The organism is Agrobacterium sp. A3-95 (genome assembly GCF_053521785.1).
This window is the reverse complement of the sequence record NZ_JBNWDR010000005.1, coordinates 162,955-179,813: the sequence shown is the minus strand read 5'-3', so window position 1 is coordinate 179,813 and position 16,859 is coordinate 162,955. Positions and strand designations below refer to the sequence as shown.

General features: G+C 60.0%; 7 protein-coding genes. 2 read left to right on the top strand and 5 right to left on the bottom strand.

Features of this window, described 5'->3' with window-relative positions; genetic code table 11:
* Positions 1-223: 223 nt before the first annotated feature.
* The gene (locus tag ACQZ5Y_RS15395; protein ID WP_174050165.1) at positions 224-8,719 is read right to left on the bottom strand and encodes a GH36-type glycosyl hydrolase domain-containing protein; all 8,496 of its coding nucleotides are present in this window, start codon (positions 8,717-8,719) and stop codon (positions 224-226) included.
* Between the two features lie 567 nt (positions 8,720-9,286).
* Between ACQZ5Y_RS15395 and ACQZ5Y_RS15390 the strand changes: the two genes are divergently transcribed.
* Both ACQZ5Y_RS15390 and ACQZ5Y_RS15385 read left to right on the top strand, forming a co-directional pair.
* On the top strand, positions 9,287-10,465 hold the full coding sequence (locus ACQZ5Y_RS15390; RefSeq protein ID WP_174050168.1) for a M20 aminoacylase family protein: 1,179 nt from the start codon (positions 9,287-9,289) through the stop codon (positions 10,463-10,465).
* Between the two features lie 452 nt (positions 10,466-10,917).
* The gene (locus tag ACQZ5Y_RS15385) at positions 10,918-12,021 is read left to right on the top strand and encodes an NAD(P)/FAD-dependent oxidoreductase (protein ID WP_174050170.1); all 1,104 of its coding nucleotides are present in this window, start codon (positions 10,918-10,920) and stop codon (positions 12,019-12,021) included.
* Positions 12,022-12,033: 12 nt separating this feature from the next.
* On the opposite strand, the gene ACQZ5Y_RS15380 is transcribed toward ACQZ5Y_RS15385, so the two are convergent.
* The 4 genes from ACQZ5Y_RS15380 to denD form a co-directional block, all read right to left on the bottom strand.
* Complete coding sequence (locus ACQZ5Y_RS15380; protein ID WP_065659969.1) at positions 12,034-13,008, bottom strand: threonine ammonia-lyase; 975 nt, start codon at positions 13,006-13,008, stop codon at positions 12,034-12,036.
* 127 nt (positions 13,009-13,135) lie between these two features.
* Positions 13,136-14,920: an IlvD/Edd family dehydratase gene (locus ACQZ5Y_RS15375; RefSeq protein WP_003516539.1), complete on the bottom strand. Its 1,785-nt coding sequence runs from the start codon at positions 14,918-14,920 to the stop codon at positions 13,136-13,138.
* A 9-nt stretch (positions 14,921-14,929) separates the two neighbouring features.
* Positions 14,930-15,832: an NAD(P)-dependent oxidoreductase gene (locus ACQZ5Y_RS15370; protein ID WP_065662961.1), complete on the bottom strand. Its 903-nt coding sequence runs from the start codon at positions 15,830-15,832 to the stop codon at positions 14,930-14,932.
* A complete protein-coding gene (gene denD, locus ACQZ5Y_RS15365; protein ID WP_174050173.1) occupies positions 15,829-16,815 on the bottom strand; it encodes a D-erythronate dehydrogenase in 987 nt (328 codons plus the stop codon). Before denD ends, ACQZ5Y_RS15370 begins: the two co-directional genes overlap by 4 nt.
* Positions 16,816-16,859: the final 44 nt, after the last annotated feature.

Genomic DNA, 16,859 nt, shown 5'->3' with positions numbered 1-16,859 from the left:
TGCCACGTCGAGAGGAGCACGGCTCACATTCTCGTTGGCCCTTGCAAGACCGTCGCGAGGCTGTGTCATTTCTCTAATTGAGATGATGCTGGAGATACCCGCCAGGACAAAGCTGTTACCGCGCCTCCGTACAGACAAACAATACCAGGGCAGCCACAATAAAAATTAAGGCCCCTGCGTCACCGCAGGAGCCTGATTTTAAAAGCAAACGTAGAGCCGGTCGTCAGTCGAACGGGATCACCCGATCGTCAGCCGACAGGGGCTTGCCGTCGACGGATACAGAGACCTCTGCCGTGCCGGCCTTACGGCTGACGACGATGTCCTTTGCTTTACCGTCCAGCGTGATCTTCACCGAGAAGCCGCTCCAGTCTTCGGGCAGCGACGGCGCGATGTGAAGCTTGCCTTCGGTTCGGGTGATACCGAGAATGCCCTCGATCGCGGCGCGATAGAGCCAGCCGGCGGAACCCGTGTACCAGCTCCAGCCGCCGCGACCCGCATAAGCGCCCTCACCATAGACATCGGCGGTCACCACATAGGGTTCGACCCGATAGGTTTCGGAGGATGCCGCGTCGAGCGCATGGTTGACGGGGTTGAGCAGCTTGAAGCAGTTCCACGCCTCCTGCGCACGCCCCTGCTTGGCAAGGGCAAGCACTACCCAGGTCGCCGCGTGGGTATATTGTCCGCCGTTTTCGCGCACACCCGGCGGATATCCCTTGATATAACCCGGATCATGCGGTGCCCGCGAGAATGGCGGGGTGAACAGACGGATGATACCGGCCTTTTCATCGACCAGATGCTCAATGACAGCGTCCATCGCCTGCCGTGACCGCCCTTCTTCACCCTCGCCGGAAAGAACGCTCCAGCTTTGGCCAAGTGAATCGATCTGGCATTCCTCGCTGGTGGCGGAACCGAGCGGCGTGCCGTCATCGAAATAACCGCGACGGTAATAGCTGCCGTCCCAACCCGCAGTTTCGAGAGCATTGCGAAGCTTTTCGCGATGCGCCGACCACCTGCCGACACGGTCTGTATCACCGCGCTTTTCGGCGATCGCTATGAAATCGCGAAGCGCTCCGGCCAGGAACCAGCCAAGCCAGACACTGGTGCCCTTGCCGCCGATGCCGACACGGTTCATGCCGTCGTTCCAGTCACCGCCGAGGATCAGCGGCAGACCGTTTTCGCCGGTGCGATGGATCGCGAGATCAAGCGCCAGAGCCGCGTGTTCGTAGAGGCTAGCGGATTTGTCGCTCGTCTCCGGCTGGAAGAAGGCATCGTGCTGCCCCGGCATCAATGCCGGTCCCTTGATGAAGGGGATGCTTTCATCAAGGATGGCCGCATCGCCCGTAGCCGAGACATACTGGTTGATCGCATAAGCGAGCCAGACCACGTCATCAGAGATCGTCGTGCGGACACCTGCACCGGTCAAAGGCAGCCACCAATGCTGGACGTCGCCTTCCGCAAACTGGCGGCCTGCCGCACGCAGGATCTGCTTGCGAGCGAGATCCGGCTGGTAGAGCAGGAATGCCAGCGTGTCCTGAAGCTGGTCACGGAAGCCGAAGGCGCCGCTCGACTGATAGAAGGCCGTGCGCGCCAGGATGCGGCACGCCAGCGCCTGATAGGGCAACCAGCTATTGACCATGTGGTTGAAGCCGGCATCGGGCGTGGTAACCTGCAACTGGCCGGTAAAGCCAGTCCAGAACGCCTTGCTGCCCTCCAGCACCGACTGGAAATCCGCCGCACGGACTTGTTCGACCAGCGTTGCCGCCTCCTCCGCATTGTCGGCATCGCCGAGAATGAAGGTCATATGCCGTTCTTCGCCCGGCTTCAGGTGGATTTCCTGCATCAAGGCGGCGCAGGGATCGCCGTCCACCTCGGTGCTGCCACTGAGTGCCGCACCGGACATAATGCCCTGTGGAGCCTGTGCAGAACCGAAGCGGCCGATGAATTCACGGCGGCTGGTGGTAAAGCCGCTTGCCTCGCTGTCGAGCGTCAGGAAGGCAGTGCGGGTGCTATAGTCGATGCTGTAAGGGTTGGAGGCAAAAATCGCATTGCTGCCGGCATCGTGCCTGCTCAGGATGAACGGCGCAGATTTCTGGCCATTATTGCCCAGCACCCATTCCACATAAGCATAGACTTTCAGGCGGCGGCTTTTCGAACCCTTGTTGCGTACGATGAGCTGCGAGAACTTGACCGGCTTTTCACGGTCTACCGTCTGCGTCACCTCGACTTCAAGCTTATCCGTCTTGCCGGTCATTACGGAGTAACCGAGACCATGACGGGTTTCGAACAGGGCTTCCGGATCACGCGAAAGGGCAGCACAGGGCGTATAGAGCTTTCCTGTTTCCACATCGGCAACATAGAAGGCCTCGCCCGGCCGGTTGATGACCGGATCGTTGCTCCAGGGTGTCAGCTGATAGTCACGGGAATTGCGGCTCCAGGTGAAACCAGCGCCTTCCGCCGACACATGGAAGCCGAAACTTTCGTTCGAGATGACGTTGATCCAAGGATGCAGTGTGGATTGCCCACCATGCAGGCGCACGACATATTCCTCTCCGCTTTTGGCGAAACCGCCAAAACCGTTCCAGAAATCGAGATCGCCCGCATCCTCGACAGCCTCAGCGACGGGGAACGCAGGCACCGGCAGGCGAGCCTGCGCGGCCTCAGTCGCGCCGTCAGGACCGCGATGCGCCGCAAAAAGCGACACGGCGCGGTTGATCTGGTCGACGATCTTGCCATTCCGCACATGCAGCACGACACGGGAGGCCGCCAGAAGCGCGCTCCAGGTCTCTTCGTCCATCAAGTCGCGGCGAACGGAGAACACATGCGGCCTACCACCATCGGCGGGATTGATGCGACGCTGTGCCTCGGAAATATGATCCAGCGCATGCTGCATATCCTGTGCATACGACGCGGCCCGTTCGTTGACGATGACGAGATCGAAGATCACGCCGCGCGAACGCAGATATTCGTGAGCGCTGAGCGCCTCACGGGCAATATCCATGTCCATATCGTCGTTGATACGCAGGCTGAAGATCGGGAAATCGCCCGAAATGGCAAGCGGCCAAAGCGCCCGCTGCGAAGCGAGACCCGTTTTCAGCGTTTCCGAATCCGCGCGCAGATGCATGTCCGGATAGGTCAGATAACGGCCGAGATGCTGGAAAGCGGCGGCCTGCTGCGAAGTGACACCCACATGGCGCATCTGCACCTGCGTGCGCGTCCATGCATGCACGAGTTCATGGGCAAATGCGTCAGGATGGCGATAACGATCGATCGCCTTGTCGACTTCCTCACGGCTCGGCGCGGCAATCGTCCAGAAAATCACGCTCACCTTCTTGCCGGCCGGTACGCGCACAGTGCGTCGCAACGACAGGATAGGATCGAGCGTGAAGCCGTCGGTGTTGGAAAGCGTGGCACCCGTATCGAATGCAGCCGCTTCACCGAGCGATCGGCCGCGGCCGATGAACTTGGCACGGTCCGTCTCGAACTCCGTCGGGCGCGATGGGCCGGCGTTATCGGCAGCAAGATGCGCGATGATCGTTCCGGGCTCATTCGGGCTGCGGCGGTTACGCCAGGCGCGGATGACATCGCCGCGCCGGCCGATCTCCGTCTGCACGAACATGCGCGAGAACAGCGGATGGGCGTTGTCGTCGTCTTCCGACGCAATGACCGGCTCCATATAGGAGGTCACTTCAATGTAGCGATCCTCGGAACCGACATTGAGCAGCGTGACGCGGCGGCCATCGGCATCGTGCTCGGTGGCGACGATGCATTCAACGACGCTCTGCAGATCGCCGACATTCTTGTGGAATTCGGCCTTGTCGTCGGTGAAGATCGTCTTGGTCTTTTCGCCTTCGATGACACGCGGCTCAGCCGTCGCACTCCACCATTGTCCATTGGTGGTATCGCGCAGGAAGATGAAGGTTCCCCAACGATCTTCGGTCGGGTCGGCCTTCCAGCGGGAAATCGCCTGACCGTTCCATTTCGAATATCCAGCACCGGTTGAGGTGAGCATCGTCGAATAATGGCCGTTCGACAGGAACACCACTTCGCGGTCGCGCACGGCCGGGTCGGCGATGGAGCGCACTTCCGCACGCAGCAGGTCTGCCTGTTCCTTGCCTGGGGTTTCCGGCTCGTATTTGGCGCTCATGACAGGCACTTCGCGCGGTGCCTTTTCCTGCAACAGGAGTTCGGCCGCCTCGATTACAGGGTCGGAATGGAAGAGTTCGCGCAACACACCGTCAAAGGCGACGTTGGCGACAGCCGCGATCGACATGCCGTGGTGGTGGGCATAATAGTTGTAGACCACCGCGCAGACCTTGCCGTCAGGCACACGTGTCGGCGTGAAATCCACGGCATCATGGAAGCCGTACTGTCCAAGCGCGCCAAGCTTGCGCAGCTTGTCGAGGTTTTCCAGCGCACCGTCAGGATCGTACTGGCTGGCGAGAATCGACGCATAGGGCGCGATGACAGCATTCTGGCCGAGACCGCGCTTGAGGCCAAGCGTCGGCACACCGAAGTTGGTGTACTGGTAGTTCATGTTGTGATCGCGGGCGTTGAACGCCGCTTCGGAAATGCCCCATGGCGTGCCGAGACGGCGGCCGTGGTTCATCTGTTCCTTGACGATCAGATTGTTGGTCTGGTTGAGAATGCCACCCTGACGCTCCTGCATGACAAGCGGAGGCATCAGATATTCGAACATCGAACCCGACCAGGAGACCAACGCGCCCTGCGCACCGATCGGCACGACCTGGCGGCCGAGACGGTACCAGTGCTCGGTCGGCAGATCGCCCTTGGCGATGGCAAACAGGCTGGTCAGGCGGCATTCGGAAGCCAGAAGGTCGTAGCAGGCCTCGTCCAGTTCCTTGCTTTCGACGCGGTAGCCGATCGACAGAAGACGGCGATCCTTGCGATAAAGGAACGTGAAATCCATCGAGAAAGCGAGGTTGCGGCTGCGGTCGCGCAGCGATGCAAGACGCTGGCGTAGCGGCTCCATATTGGTGAGGTCGATGGCGCTGTCTGAAATATGCGCCTCGCAGCAATCCACGAGCAATTGCGCCCAGCGCGTCACTTCCGCGCTCTGCGCAGACTTCACTTCGTGATCGACATTGGTAGCGAGCTTCTGGATGTCGCGCGCGAGTACCGCAAGATTGATGACGCGGATCGATGCGAATTCATGCTCGCGCTTGACCGAGGCAAGAGCGTTCGAAAAACCGATGATGCGTTCTTCGAGGCGGCGATGCAGCGGACGCAGGTTCTTGCGGTCGTCAGGCAGCGCTTTCAGCGTTTCGCGCAGAATACCGGCGAGATCGCCGATACCGTCGAGATTACCCTGAAGATGCGCGGAAGGCGCCTCTGCCCACTGGCGGCAGGCAGACGAAACCGCAATCAGGTGACCGGCGAGATTACCGCTGTCCACCGCCGAAACGTAACGGGGACCAAGCGTCTGCAGCGTGTCCGTATGGTACCAGTTGTAGAGATGGCCGCGATGTTTCTCCATCTTCTCGACGGTCTGGATCGTGTTCTCGATCCGCTCCAGCGTATCGGCAAAGCTGATCCAGCCAAACTGGCGCGCCGAAATGATGGAAAGCAGGTAAACGCCGATATTGGTAGGCGATGTACGCGAGGCAACAATCGGCTCCGGCGTTTCCTGGAAGTTGTCCGGCGGCAGGTGGTTTTCCTGCGGTGTCACGAAGGCTTCGTAATAACGCCATGTGCGACGCGCGATCTTGCGAAGCTCGAAAGAGACGTGTTCCGAAACGAACAGCCGGTCTTCGGTTTCCGCCGACTGGCTGACATACCAGGCAACGGCGGGAGACAGAACCCAGAGCAGAGTAAATGGAATGCCGATCAGGAAGGCATTGTCACCGGGCAGCGCCGCAAACAACAGGCCGAGCATGGCCACAACAGGCGCATGCCACATCTGGCGGAAATAATAGGTGATGCCGCCCTGGGCGCTAGACTGCATGCTGGCGGCGGTGCGCCATTCCAGCATCAGCTTGTGGCTGACGAGCAGACGGTAGAGCGAACGGACAATTGCATCCGTCATCATGCAGGCAGAATCGGCAATGAAGACGATACGCAGCGCAACCTGCGCATTGGTGGCGCGGATTTCCGACCAGATGGTATGGAAATGGGCCTGCGGTACGATATCAGTGGAGCGCGGCACGAGGCCGGAAAGCAGCGAGAGCGTCGGAGCGACGAACAGCGAGAAGATCAGCAGGATCTGCCAGATCAGCGCGCCGAGCGGGTCCATGAAATACCAGCCGAGGATCGAGGCAAAGAACCAGGCAATCGGCGTCAGCGAACGGCGCAGGTTATCGACCATCTTCCACCGGCCGATCGCGGTAACACCACGGGCGCGGTCGAGAATATAGGGAAGCAGCTGCCAGTCGCCACGCGCCCAGCGATGCTGGCGCGAGACTTCCACCTCGTAGCGGGTTGGGAAATCCTCGACCAGTTCCACATCGGTCACCAGCGCGCATCGCGCAAAGGATCCTTCGAGCAAATCGTGGCTGAGGATGGAGTTTTCCTCGATCCGGCCCTTAAGAGCCGCCTCGAAGGCATCCACGTCGTAAAGACCCTTACCGGTGAAGGTGCCTTCGGAGGTCAGGTCCTGATAAACGTCGGAAACGGTGAAGACGTAAGGGTCGATACCGCGATTGATCGAGAAGACACGCTGGAAGACGGAGGCATCCTTGCCCGTCGTCAGCGAAGGCGTAACGCGCGGCTGCAACAGGCCATAACCTTCAACCACACGTCCCGAGACCGGATCGATGACGGGGCGGTTGATCGGGTGATGCATCTTGCCGACGAGCTTGGTCACCGCATCGCGCATCAGGCGCGTATCGGCATCAAGCGTCATGACATATTTGACATCGGCCGGCACGATATTGGCGCCACCGAGGAATGTCGTGTCCTTGTCGCCGCGCAGCAGCATGTTCAGTTCATGAAGCTTGCCACGCTTGCGCTCCCAGCCCATCCAGCAGCCTTCGGACGGGTTGTAGATGCGGCGGCGGTGCAGCAGGTAAAAACGCGTCTTGCCATCGAAGGCATAACGGCTGTTCAGCGCCGCCAGTTCGCGCTTGGCATATTCGAGAATCTCGAGATCGTCGCCGGACTGCTCATATTGGGCATCGCGCCAGTCGCTGACCAGCGCGAAATAAATCTCGCCATGCGGATTGGCGAGATAATGCACCTCGATATTGCGCATCATCTCGTCGACGCTGTCGCGGCTGGTCAACATGCAGGGCACGGCAACAAGCGTGCGGGCGTCCTGTGGAATACCGTTCTTGAACTCGTATCCGACCAACCGGAACGGCTTCACGAAGAAAGTGACGAGCGTGTTGAACAGACCGGTCGCGCCTTCCGAAGCGGGCAATGCAAACATCAGGAGGAATGCGGTTACCACATACCAGGGCATGCCCGCTTCGGCCAGGAACCAGCCGACGGCAAGCATGACGAGCGCGGTGATGAGAAACACTGGCGCCGCAATTGCGAGCCAGTTGAACTTGCGCATTGACCGGACGATATGCTGCGAGACCAGCGGCCTGTAAGCGAGCACCTTTTCAAGCTCGAACCGGCGCTGGCCGACGAGTACGGAGCCGACATTGACGCGATGGTTTTCAGACACCTCGGCAGGCTCGCCGGATCTCGCCATTTCCACGGCGGCACGCGCGACCTCTACCTCTGTCTTGGGGGAGCGACGCGCCAGAAGCTCGATCGTGTTGCGATAGGTGTTGCGCGAACCGAAATCGAGAATCTCGTAATCGGTTTCCTCGCGCAGGACCTTGTCGATATGGCTGACTTCCTCGAACCACACCGACCATTCGGTATCGTCGATTTCCCTTAGGCTCTTGACGATATTGCCCATCGTCACATTGCCGGAGGCCAGCCGGTTGTGTTCCGACATCATGACGTTTTCAGCGTCGGTACCCGCAGCATGCAGGCGTTCTTCAAGCCAGGCCACCGCAAAACCCGAAGTCTGCGAGCCGTTTCTGAGGCGATAGAGGAACTGCGTCGCAAAGGTCGGGTCATCGACCAGCGAATCGACCTGCTTGAGAAGTGCCGCGGAGGCTTCCGCATCGTTCAGGCGAATGATTTCGTCGACGACTTCATTCGCCTTCTGGCGCATGCGGCGCGAGCGTTCCACGCGAATGGAGATGCGGCGAAGATTTTCGATGAGGACGAAACGGATGATGGAGGGCAGCGCCCACAATTCGCCGATCTGCAGCGTCTTCGACGTCTGGTAGCCATCCACCAGCGCCGTCATGTTCTCGCGCGAGACCGTGCTGTGGGTATGGGCGACATAAAGCCAGCCGAGCGCCATGACCCGCGGGATCGTCACGCCGCCCACCGTCATTGTCGGCAGCTGGCGATAGAACTTGCGCGGGAAATCGCGGCGGACTTCCTGGATCGCCTCTTCGATGACGTAGTGGTTGTCGAGCAGCCATTCCGCCGCCGGCGTTATCGTCGCGCCATTTTCCGCGTCGACGGCCGTTGTGCGGTAGACCCGCAGGATTTCCTTCTCGTTCTCACGGTGGCGCTCGAAGAAGTCGAACTCCATGAAGCCGGGAAGGGTATCGGCACCGTCGCGCGAAAGCGCGGCACCGGCATCATGCAGTTCCTCGACCGTCATATAGGACGCGCGGATCGAATCATTGTGATCGATCTGCTTCGTCTCGGAATCACGGGCGGCGGCGGTCGGGGTAATATGAAATGACATCGGCTCGTATTCTGAACTTTATGGAGAACTGTTCGACTTGACCGGCGTTTCGTCCGTGGCGGGAATACGCACGAAATCGGGCCACGCTATATTTATGACTTATCCTGAACCTTCGGTGAACCGGATCAGACGTTGTGTGCAACGCATCGTCAAACGGCGAATATCCGCAAGCACGGCGTTTTGCTGCGCGATCCCTCCGACCATGCAAAGCCGGGGATCTCTGCGGAGAATGGATTTTCGACGACAGGAAAATTTCGCCCTATGGCCCGGCAATGCCGTTCCAACCGGATTTCGCACCTTCCCCCACGGCGAAAATTGTTCGCGCAACGTCAGATAGTCCCCCTTTGACACCTGAAGGGCAACGCGAGGCCGAGAAGGCCTGCGCCACATCCGAAACGCTAATGCCCCAGGACGTCTATAGTTCCATGCCACCTGTCGCGATACGATGCAAGCGATGAATTTCAAGGCATTCCGGCTCCGGGAACGCCCCTTACATGCCCGCGTATATGCTGCTATGAAATTTGCAAAAAGCGCTGGAAAAAAGCGGCGTAACCAGGGACTTCGAAAATGACCAGACAGACCGCAAACATTGCCTCCTTCGCCAACCATATGCCGGATGTGGTGGCAATCCGCCGCCACCTGCACCGGCATCCCGAAATCGGTCTTTCCGAATTCCAGACCTCGGATTTCATTGCCGGACAGTTGGTGGAAATGGGTTACGAAGTAACGCGCGGACTTGCCGGAACCGGTATCGTCGCCACGCTCCGCAATGGCGACAGTGCCCGCACGCTCGGCATTCGCGCCGATATCGATGCCCTGCCGATCCGTGAGGAAACTGGAGCGGAATATGCAAGCGCCAATGATGGCGTCATGCATGCTTGCGGCCATGACGGACACACGGCCATGCTCCTGGGAGCCGCGAAGATCATCGCCGAACGCAGGAATTTCGATGGGACCCTGCATCTGATCTTCCAGCCGGCGGAGGAGAATTTCGGCGGCGCCCGCATCATGATCGAGGACGGACTGTTCGACCGCTTCCCATGTGATGCGGTTTTTGCCCTCCATAACGATCCCGGCGTGCCCTTCGGACAATTCGTCCTGCGTGACGGCCCGATCCTTGCCGCCGTCGATGAATGCAGGATCACCGTCAACGGATATGGCGGCCACGGCGCCGAACCGCAGGATGCGGCCGACCCTATCGTTGCGGGCGCCAGTATCATCATGGCCTTGCAGACGGTGGTGTCCCGTAACATCCATCCGCAACTGTCGGCGGTCGTCACTGTTGGCGCATTCCATGCTGGTGTTGCGAGCAACGTCATTCCCGAGAAGGCGGAAATGCTGCTCACCATCCGTTCTTTCGACGCGGGTGTGCGCGACGAACTGGAAAAGCGTATCCGGGCGATAGCCGAAGGCCAAGCGGCCAGCTATGGCATGAGTGTCATGCTCGATTACGAGCGCGGCTACAATGCGACAGTCAACCACAAGGCGGAAACAGAATATGTCGCCGGTCTGGCCCGTCGTTTTGCCGGGGCGGAAAAGGTGGTTGAAATGCAGCGCCCGTCCATGGGCGCGGAAGACTTCGCCTACATGCTTGAAAAACGGCCCGGCTGCTACTTCTTCCTCGGCACCGCGCGCACCGAAAACGACCCGCCGCTGCACCATCCGAAATTCGACTTCAACGACGACATTCTGCCAATCGGAACAGCCTTCTGGGTCGATCTGGCGGAGGATTATCTGAAGGCGTGAATGAATATAAAAAGGCCGGTCGGAGGAGCGACCGGCCTTTTTTTCTCAAGTTTCCTGATGAGAAAATCTGGGAGGATCAGGGAACGAGACCGAGTATGACCGCCGCGACAAAAGCCACGCACACGCCGACAAGAGCCGCGTGAACCGAATCTCTCCAGTTTCGCTGCGACTGGGGCTGCGAGACAAAGTCTTTTGCTTTTCCGGCCTTGGAATAAGACATTGTACAACTCCCTTCCCTGCTCGGCCCGTCAAAGCGGGCACTGCTTATTTCCCGTTAAGAATAGCTTTATTCCCCACTGTTTCAGTAGAGATAAAATTCCATAAGTTCGGCGCATTGGGAAAAATACGGATCGCGACTTGCCGCCGGACAAGCATCAATCTACCCATTGCGCAGGATCAACGTCGCAGACGGCATTTCCGTTCAAAATCATTGGCAGGCTCGGATAAGGACCATGACGGATATCGACGCCATCATCATAGGAGCCGGGGTGATCGGACTGGCGACGGCCCGCGAGCTGGCGATGCGTGGTCTTTCCGTCATCATCCTCGAAGGCGAAAAGGAATTCGGTTCCGCCACCTCTTCGCGCAACAGCGAGGTTATTCACGCCGGGCTTTATTATCCTGAAGGCAGCCTCAAGGCACGCCTTTGCGTTGAAGGCAGGGAGCGGCTTTATACGTTCTGCCAGAGCCATGGCGTTTCGCACCGCCGCTGCGGCAAACTCATCGTGGCAGCGAATGCGGACGAAACGGTTCTGTTGGCGACACTCAAGGAAAAGGGTAACGCCAATGGCTGCGACGACCTCGAACTGATCGATGCCACGCAGGCGCTGTCGCTCGAGCCTGCGCTCAACTGCGTAGCGGCCCTGCTTTCACATTCGACCGGCATCATTGATAGCCATGGTTATATGCTGGCGCTGCTCGGCGACGCGCAAGACCATGGCGCAGCCCTCGCCCTGAATGCACCGTTCGAAAGGGCGGAAGCGACCAGCAACGGTTTCCGCGTTCACGTTGGCGGCAAGGAACCTCTCAGCTTGACATGCCGGCTACTCGTCAACTCCGCCGGCCTTCTGGCACCGCTGGCGGCAAAACAGATCGAGGGATTGCCGAAGTACACGATCCCGGAGGCGCGTTTCGCCAAAGGCAGCTATTTTTCGCTGACCGGCAAGTCGCCTTTTTCACGGCTCATCTACCCCGCTCCGCACACCCACGGCCTTGGCGTGCACCTCACCCTGGATCTTGCCGGTCAGGCCCGTTTCGGGCCGGATGTGGAGTGGGTCGACACTATTGATTATGCCGTCGATCCCCGCCGCATGGAGGGTTTTGGCGACGCGATCCGCCGCTATTGGCCGGGCCTACCGGAACACGCGCTGGTCCCGGCCTATTCGGGCATCCGGCCGAAGATTTCAGGACCCGATGAACCGGCCATGGATTTTCGCATCGACGGGCCGGAAACCCACGGACTTGCCGGTCTCGTCAATCTTTTCGGCATCGAAAGCCCCGGCCTCACCGCCTCGCTGGCGATGGCCAACGAGGTTGCGGCACGGCTCGAGGCCTGATCCCACCTGATCTCAGCCGAAACGGGACAGTGCGCTCGCCATGATCTCCGGATCGACATTGCCGCCGGAGGCAACCGCAATCACCGTTTCGCTCTCCAGCTCGTTGCCGTGAAACAGCGCCGCCGCCAAGGCCACCGCGCCGCCCGGCTCAACGACGACCTTCAGCCTATTGAAGGCGAGAACCATGGCCCGCAGTGCTTCATCTTCGGTTACGGCAATGCCTTTTCCGCAAAGCCCAACCATAATCGGGAAGGTGATGTTACCGGGCTGAGGCGTGACGATTGCATCGCAGATCGAACCGGAAGTCGTTGCATTCCGCTCAATCCTGCCCGCTGCGAGTGAGCGCGCCACATCGTCGAACCGCTCGGGTTCTGACGTCCTGACCTTGTAGTTCGGCGCTTTCGCCGCAAGGGCAAGGGAGATGCCGGATGTGAGGCCGCCGCCGCCGCAAGGCACGAGAACCTCGGCCGCATCGATACCGAGTTCCAAGCCCTGTTCGGCGATTTCCAGCCCGACAGTCCCCTGCCCTGCAATCACCAGAGGTTCGTCGTAGGGCCTGATAAGGGTCAGTCCGCGCTCGCTCGACAGGCGGTCGCCAATGGCGTCGCGATCGTCATTCGCGCGGTCATAGAGCACCACTTCCGCACCATAGTCGCGGGTATTGTCGATTTTGATTTTTGGTGCATCGGAGGGCATGATGATCACGGCAGGCACGCCGTGCAGACGAGCAGCAAGCGCGACGCCCTGCGCATGGTTGCCCGAGGAAAAGGCGATCACGCCACGGGCGCGCACATCGGCCGGCAGACCGGATACCGCCGACCAGCCGCCGCGAAATTTGAACGAACCCGTTCTTTGCAGGCACTCGGCCTTCACGAACAGCTTTCGCCCGGCAATCTCATCCAGAAAATGCGACGACAGAAGCGGTGTCCGCACCGCATGTTCGCCGATGCGCTGGCGCGCTGCCTCAATCATCGAAATATCTGTCATGCCCTGCCCCTGTAATGCGGATGTTGGGTGTACATTAGGAGGTCGCAATTAATAGTGAAACCGGCTGGACAAGAAAAATCCCCGGTCTTGGCCGGGGATCTTTCGTCATGCGCTTGCAAATGAATGGTCAATGGTTGTGCCGGGGCATCTTCTCGGCAATCCGGCGGAAATCCGCGGCCCCTTCCAGAACCGCACCGTCCGAAAGCTGGGTCACCGATTGACGATAGATGCGCTGCCAGGGCGTGGCATCCGCAGGCACCGCAGGAATGCCATCGGCCTTTCGGGCAGCAAGCTCTGCATCCGGTACCAACGCGTCGCACTTGCCCTGATTGAAGTCGATGCGGATTACATCACCCGTGCGAAGCCATGCCAGTCCTCCACCGGCGGCACTTTCTGGCGAGGCATTGAGGATCGACGGGCTATCCGCGGTTCCCGATTGCCGGCCGTCGCCGATTGTCGGCAGGCTGGTTATGCCTTTTTTCAACAGCGCGTCCGGCGGCTGCATGTTGACGACCTCAGCCGAACCCGGCCAGCCGAGCGGTCCGGCCCCGCGAATGACGAGAATGGTGCGCTCATCGATATCGAGAGAAGGATCGTTGATACGGGCGTGATAGTCTTCCGAACCATCGAAAACTACACATTTGCCCTCGAAAATCCCCTCACGACCCGGCTCGCTCAAATAACGCTGCCGGAATTCCGCCGAGATCACGCTCGTCTTCATGATGGCGAAATCGAACAGATTGCCCTTGAGGACGAGGAAACCGGCCCGTTCCTTGAGCGGCTTATCGTAAGGAAGGATTACGTCGCGGTCGGTCGATTCCCGCCCGTCCAGATTTTCCGCCACGGTCTTGCCGGTCACGGTCGGACAGCTCCCGTCAAGCTTGCCTGCCTTCAGAAGCTCCCACATGATGGCGGGCGTACCGCCGGCACGGTGATATTTCTCGCCCAGCCATTTTCCGGCGGGCTGGACATTGGCGATGAGCGGAATGTCATAACCGTGAACCTGCCAATCTTCCTCGCGAAGTTCGACGCCCGCATGTTTCGCCATCGCCGCCAGATGCGGCTGGGCATTTGTCGAACCGCCGATCGCCGAATTGACGCGGATCGCGTTCAAAAACGCCTCGCGCGTCATGATATCCGAAGGCTTGATATTCTCGACAACCAGTTCGACGGCGCGGCGGCCGGTGCGATAGGCCATCTGGCCGCGTTCGCGGTAAGCGGCCGGGATTGCGCCGCAGCCGGTCAGCGACATGCCGAGCGCTTCGGCAATGGCATTCATGGTAGAGGCCGTGCCCATGGTGTTGCAGTGACCGACCGAAGGAGCGGATTCGAGCGCCGCCTGCAGGAATTCCTCGCGGGTGATTTCGCCGGCGCCGTATTTGCGGCGCATGCGCCAGATGACCGTGCCGGAACCAACCAGATCGCCGTCATGATATCCGTCGAGCATCGGCCCGCCGGATAAGACGATAGCCGGAATATCAACCGTGCTTGCCGCCATCAGCGCCGAAGGCGTGGTCTTGTCGCAGCCCGTGGTCAACACGACGCCATCGAGTGGATAACCGTAAAGCACTTCCACCAGGCTGAGATAGGCAAGATTGCGGTCAAGCGCCGCTGTCGGTCGCTTGCAGTTTTCGAACATCGGATGGGTCGGAAACTCGATGGGGATACCGCCCGCATCACGGATACCATCGCGCACCCGCTTGACCAGTTCGACATGGACGCGGTTGCAGGGCGTCAGGTCGCTGCCGCTCTGCGCGATGCCGATGACCGGCTTGCCGGAACGCAGCTCTTCCGGCGTCACGCCATAATTCATGAAGCGCTCCAGATAGAGCGCCGTCATGTCGAGATGGTCAGGGTTGTCGAACCAGTCCTGGGATCGCAGCCGCCGCACGGGTGTCTTGTCGTCGCTCATGAGACCGCCTCAGCCCTGTTCCCGGTTGTTGAGTTTTTCGAGGTAAAGCAGGATACCGCTATGGTCGATATCGGCTCCACCATCGCTGACGAAATCGTCGAACTCCCGCGTTACCTGCTGGGTCAAAGGCAACGTCAGGGACAAATCCTTCGCCGTCGCCAGCACCCCGTTCAGATCCTTGAGCTGGAACTTGGAGGGTCCGCCTGGCGCGAAATTGCGCTTCACCATGCGTTCGCCGTGCAATTCCAATATCCGGCTTTCGGCAAAACCGCCACGTATGGCGTTACGAAACCCTTCGCGGGATGCCCCGCCCGCTTCCACAAGCATCATCGCCTCGGCAACCGCGCCGATGGTGATGGCGACGATCTGCTGGTTTGCGAGTTTGCAAAGCTGGCCAGCACCGGAGGGGCCGACATAGGTGAGCCTGCCCATCGGCGCGAAGAAATCCGAAAGACCAGAGATCAGCGCCTCATCGCCACCGGCCATGATCGCGAGCGTACCCGCCGTTGCGCCCGGCACACCGCCGGAGACCGGCGCATCGACATGATGAATGCCCATTGCCCGTAGCCGGGAGGAGTGCTCGCGCGCAATAGGCGGCGCAATGGAGCTGCTGTCGATGACAACAGCGCCTTTTTCCAGCGCGTCGGCCACACCCGCCTCGAACAGCACCTCGCCCACGGCTTTGCCATCGCTCAGCATGGTGATGACGATATCGGCACCCCTGGCGGCTTCGGCCGGCGATGCCGCGAGAACCGCGCCATCGGCAACCAGCGCCTCAGCCTTTTCGACGCTGCGGTTCCACACCGCAACCGAAAAGCCCGCGCCCAGCAGACGCCGGGCCATCGGCCCGCCCATCAGGCCTGTGCCGATAAAGGCAACCGACCGCTTCTTCTCCTCCCCGCCGACACTCATTTCAGTGAACCTCCCAGTTCGTCCTCGATATGAACCTGAATGATCTCTTCGAAGGAGCTTTCAGCCGTAAAGCCAAGTTCACGGGCGCGCTTTGCTTCGAAACTGGGCGCCCAGCCTTCGCACATTCGCATGATCATCTCATTCGGCTCGCGGCGAATGAGGGCAACGGCCTTTTCGCCCGCAACCTTGCGCAGCGCTTCAATCTGTTCGCCAACGGTGGCGCTGAGGCCGGGCATGGACAGGTTGCGGCGCGGACCGACCTTTTCCACGTCGATCGTTGCGCCATGAAGAAGGAAACCAACAGCGGAACGCGGCGAAGCGTGCCAATGGCGAATGCTTTCCGGCACCGGCAGAACCGCTTCCTGGCCAACCAGCGGCTCGCGCAGGATATTGGAGAAGAAGCCGGAAGCGGCCGCATTGGGCTTGCCGGGACGAATGCAGATCGTCGGCAGGCGAATGCCGATACCGTCGAAGAAACCGCGACGGCTATAATCAGAGAGCAGCAGCTCGCAGATCGCTTTCTGCGTGCCGTAGCTGGTCAGCGGCGTGGTGTGGAACTCATCCGGAATCGGATAAGGGAGCGGCGCACCGAATACGGCGATCGACGAGGTGAAGACCACACGCGGCTTGTAACCGTCCTTGCCGTTGGCAATGCGGATGGCGTCGAAGAGATAACGCGTGCCATCGAGATTGATACGGTAGCCCTTGTCGAAATCAAGTTCGGCTTCACCGGATACGATGGCAGCAAGATGAAAGATCACATCGGGGCGGGCTTCGACCAGCTTTTCGGCTTCGCCCGGCGCGGACAGATCGGCTGCGCGCGCATCAACCGCACCGGAGAAGCCGGCGGGCGCTTCAGGCTGAAACACGTCGATAAGCGTGAATCTGTCAATCGACTTGCCGCCAAGCGATCCATCCTTGACGAGACGCTGCGTCAGCTTACGGCCAACCATGCCTGCAGCACCGATGATTGCGATATGCATATCTTCCTCCTCTTTGGCCCGGTCATTCTCCCGAGACCGAAAAA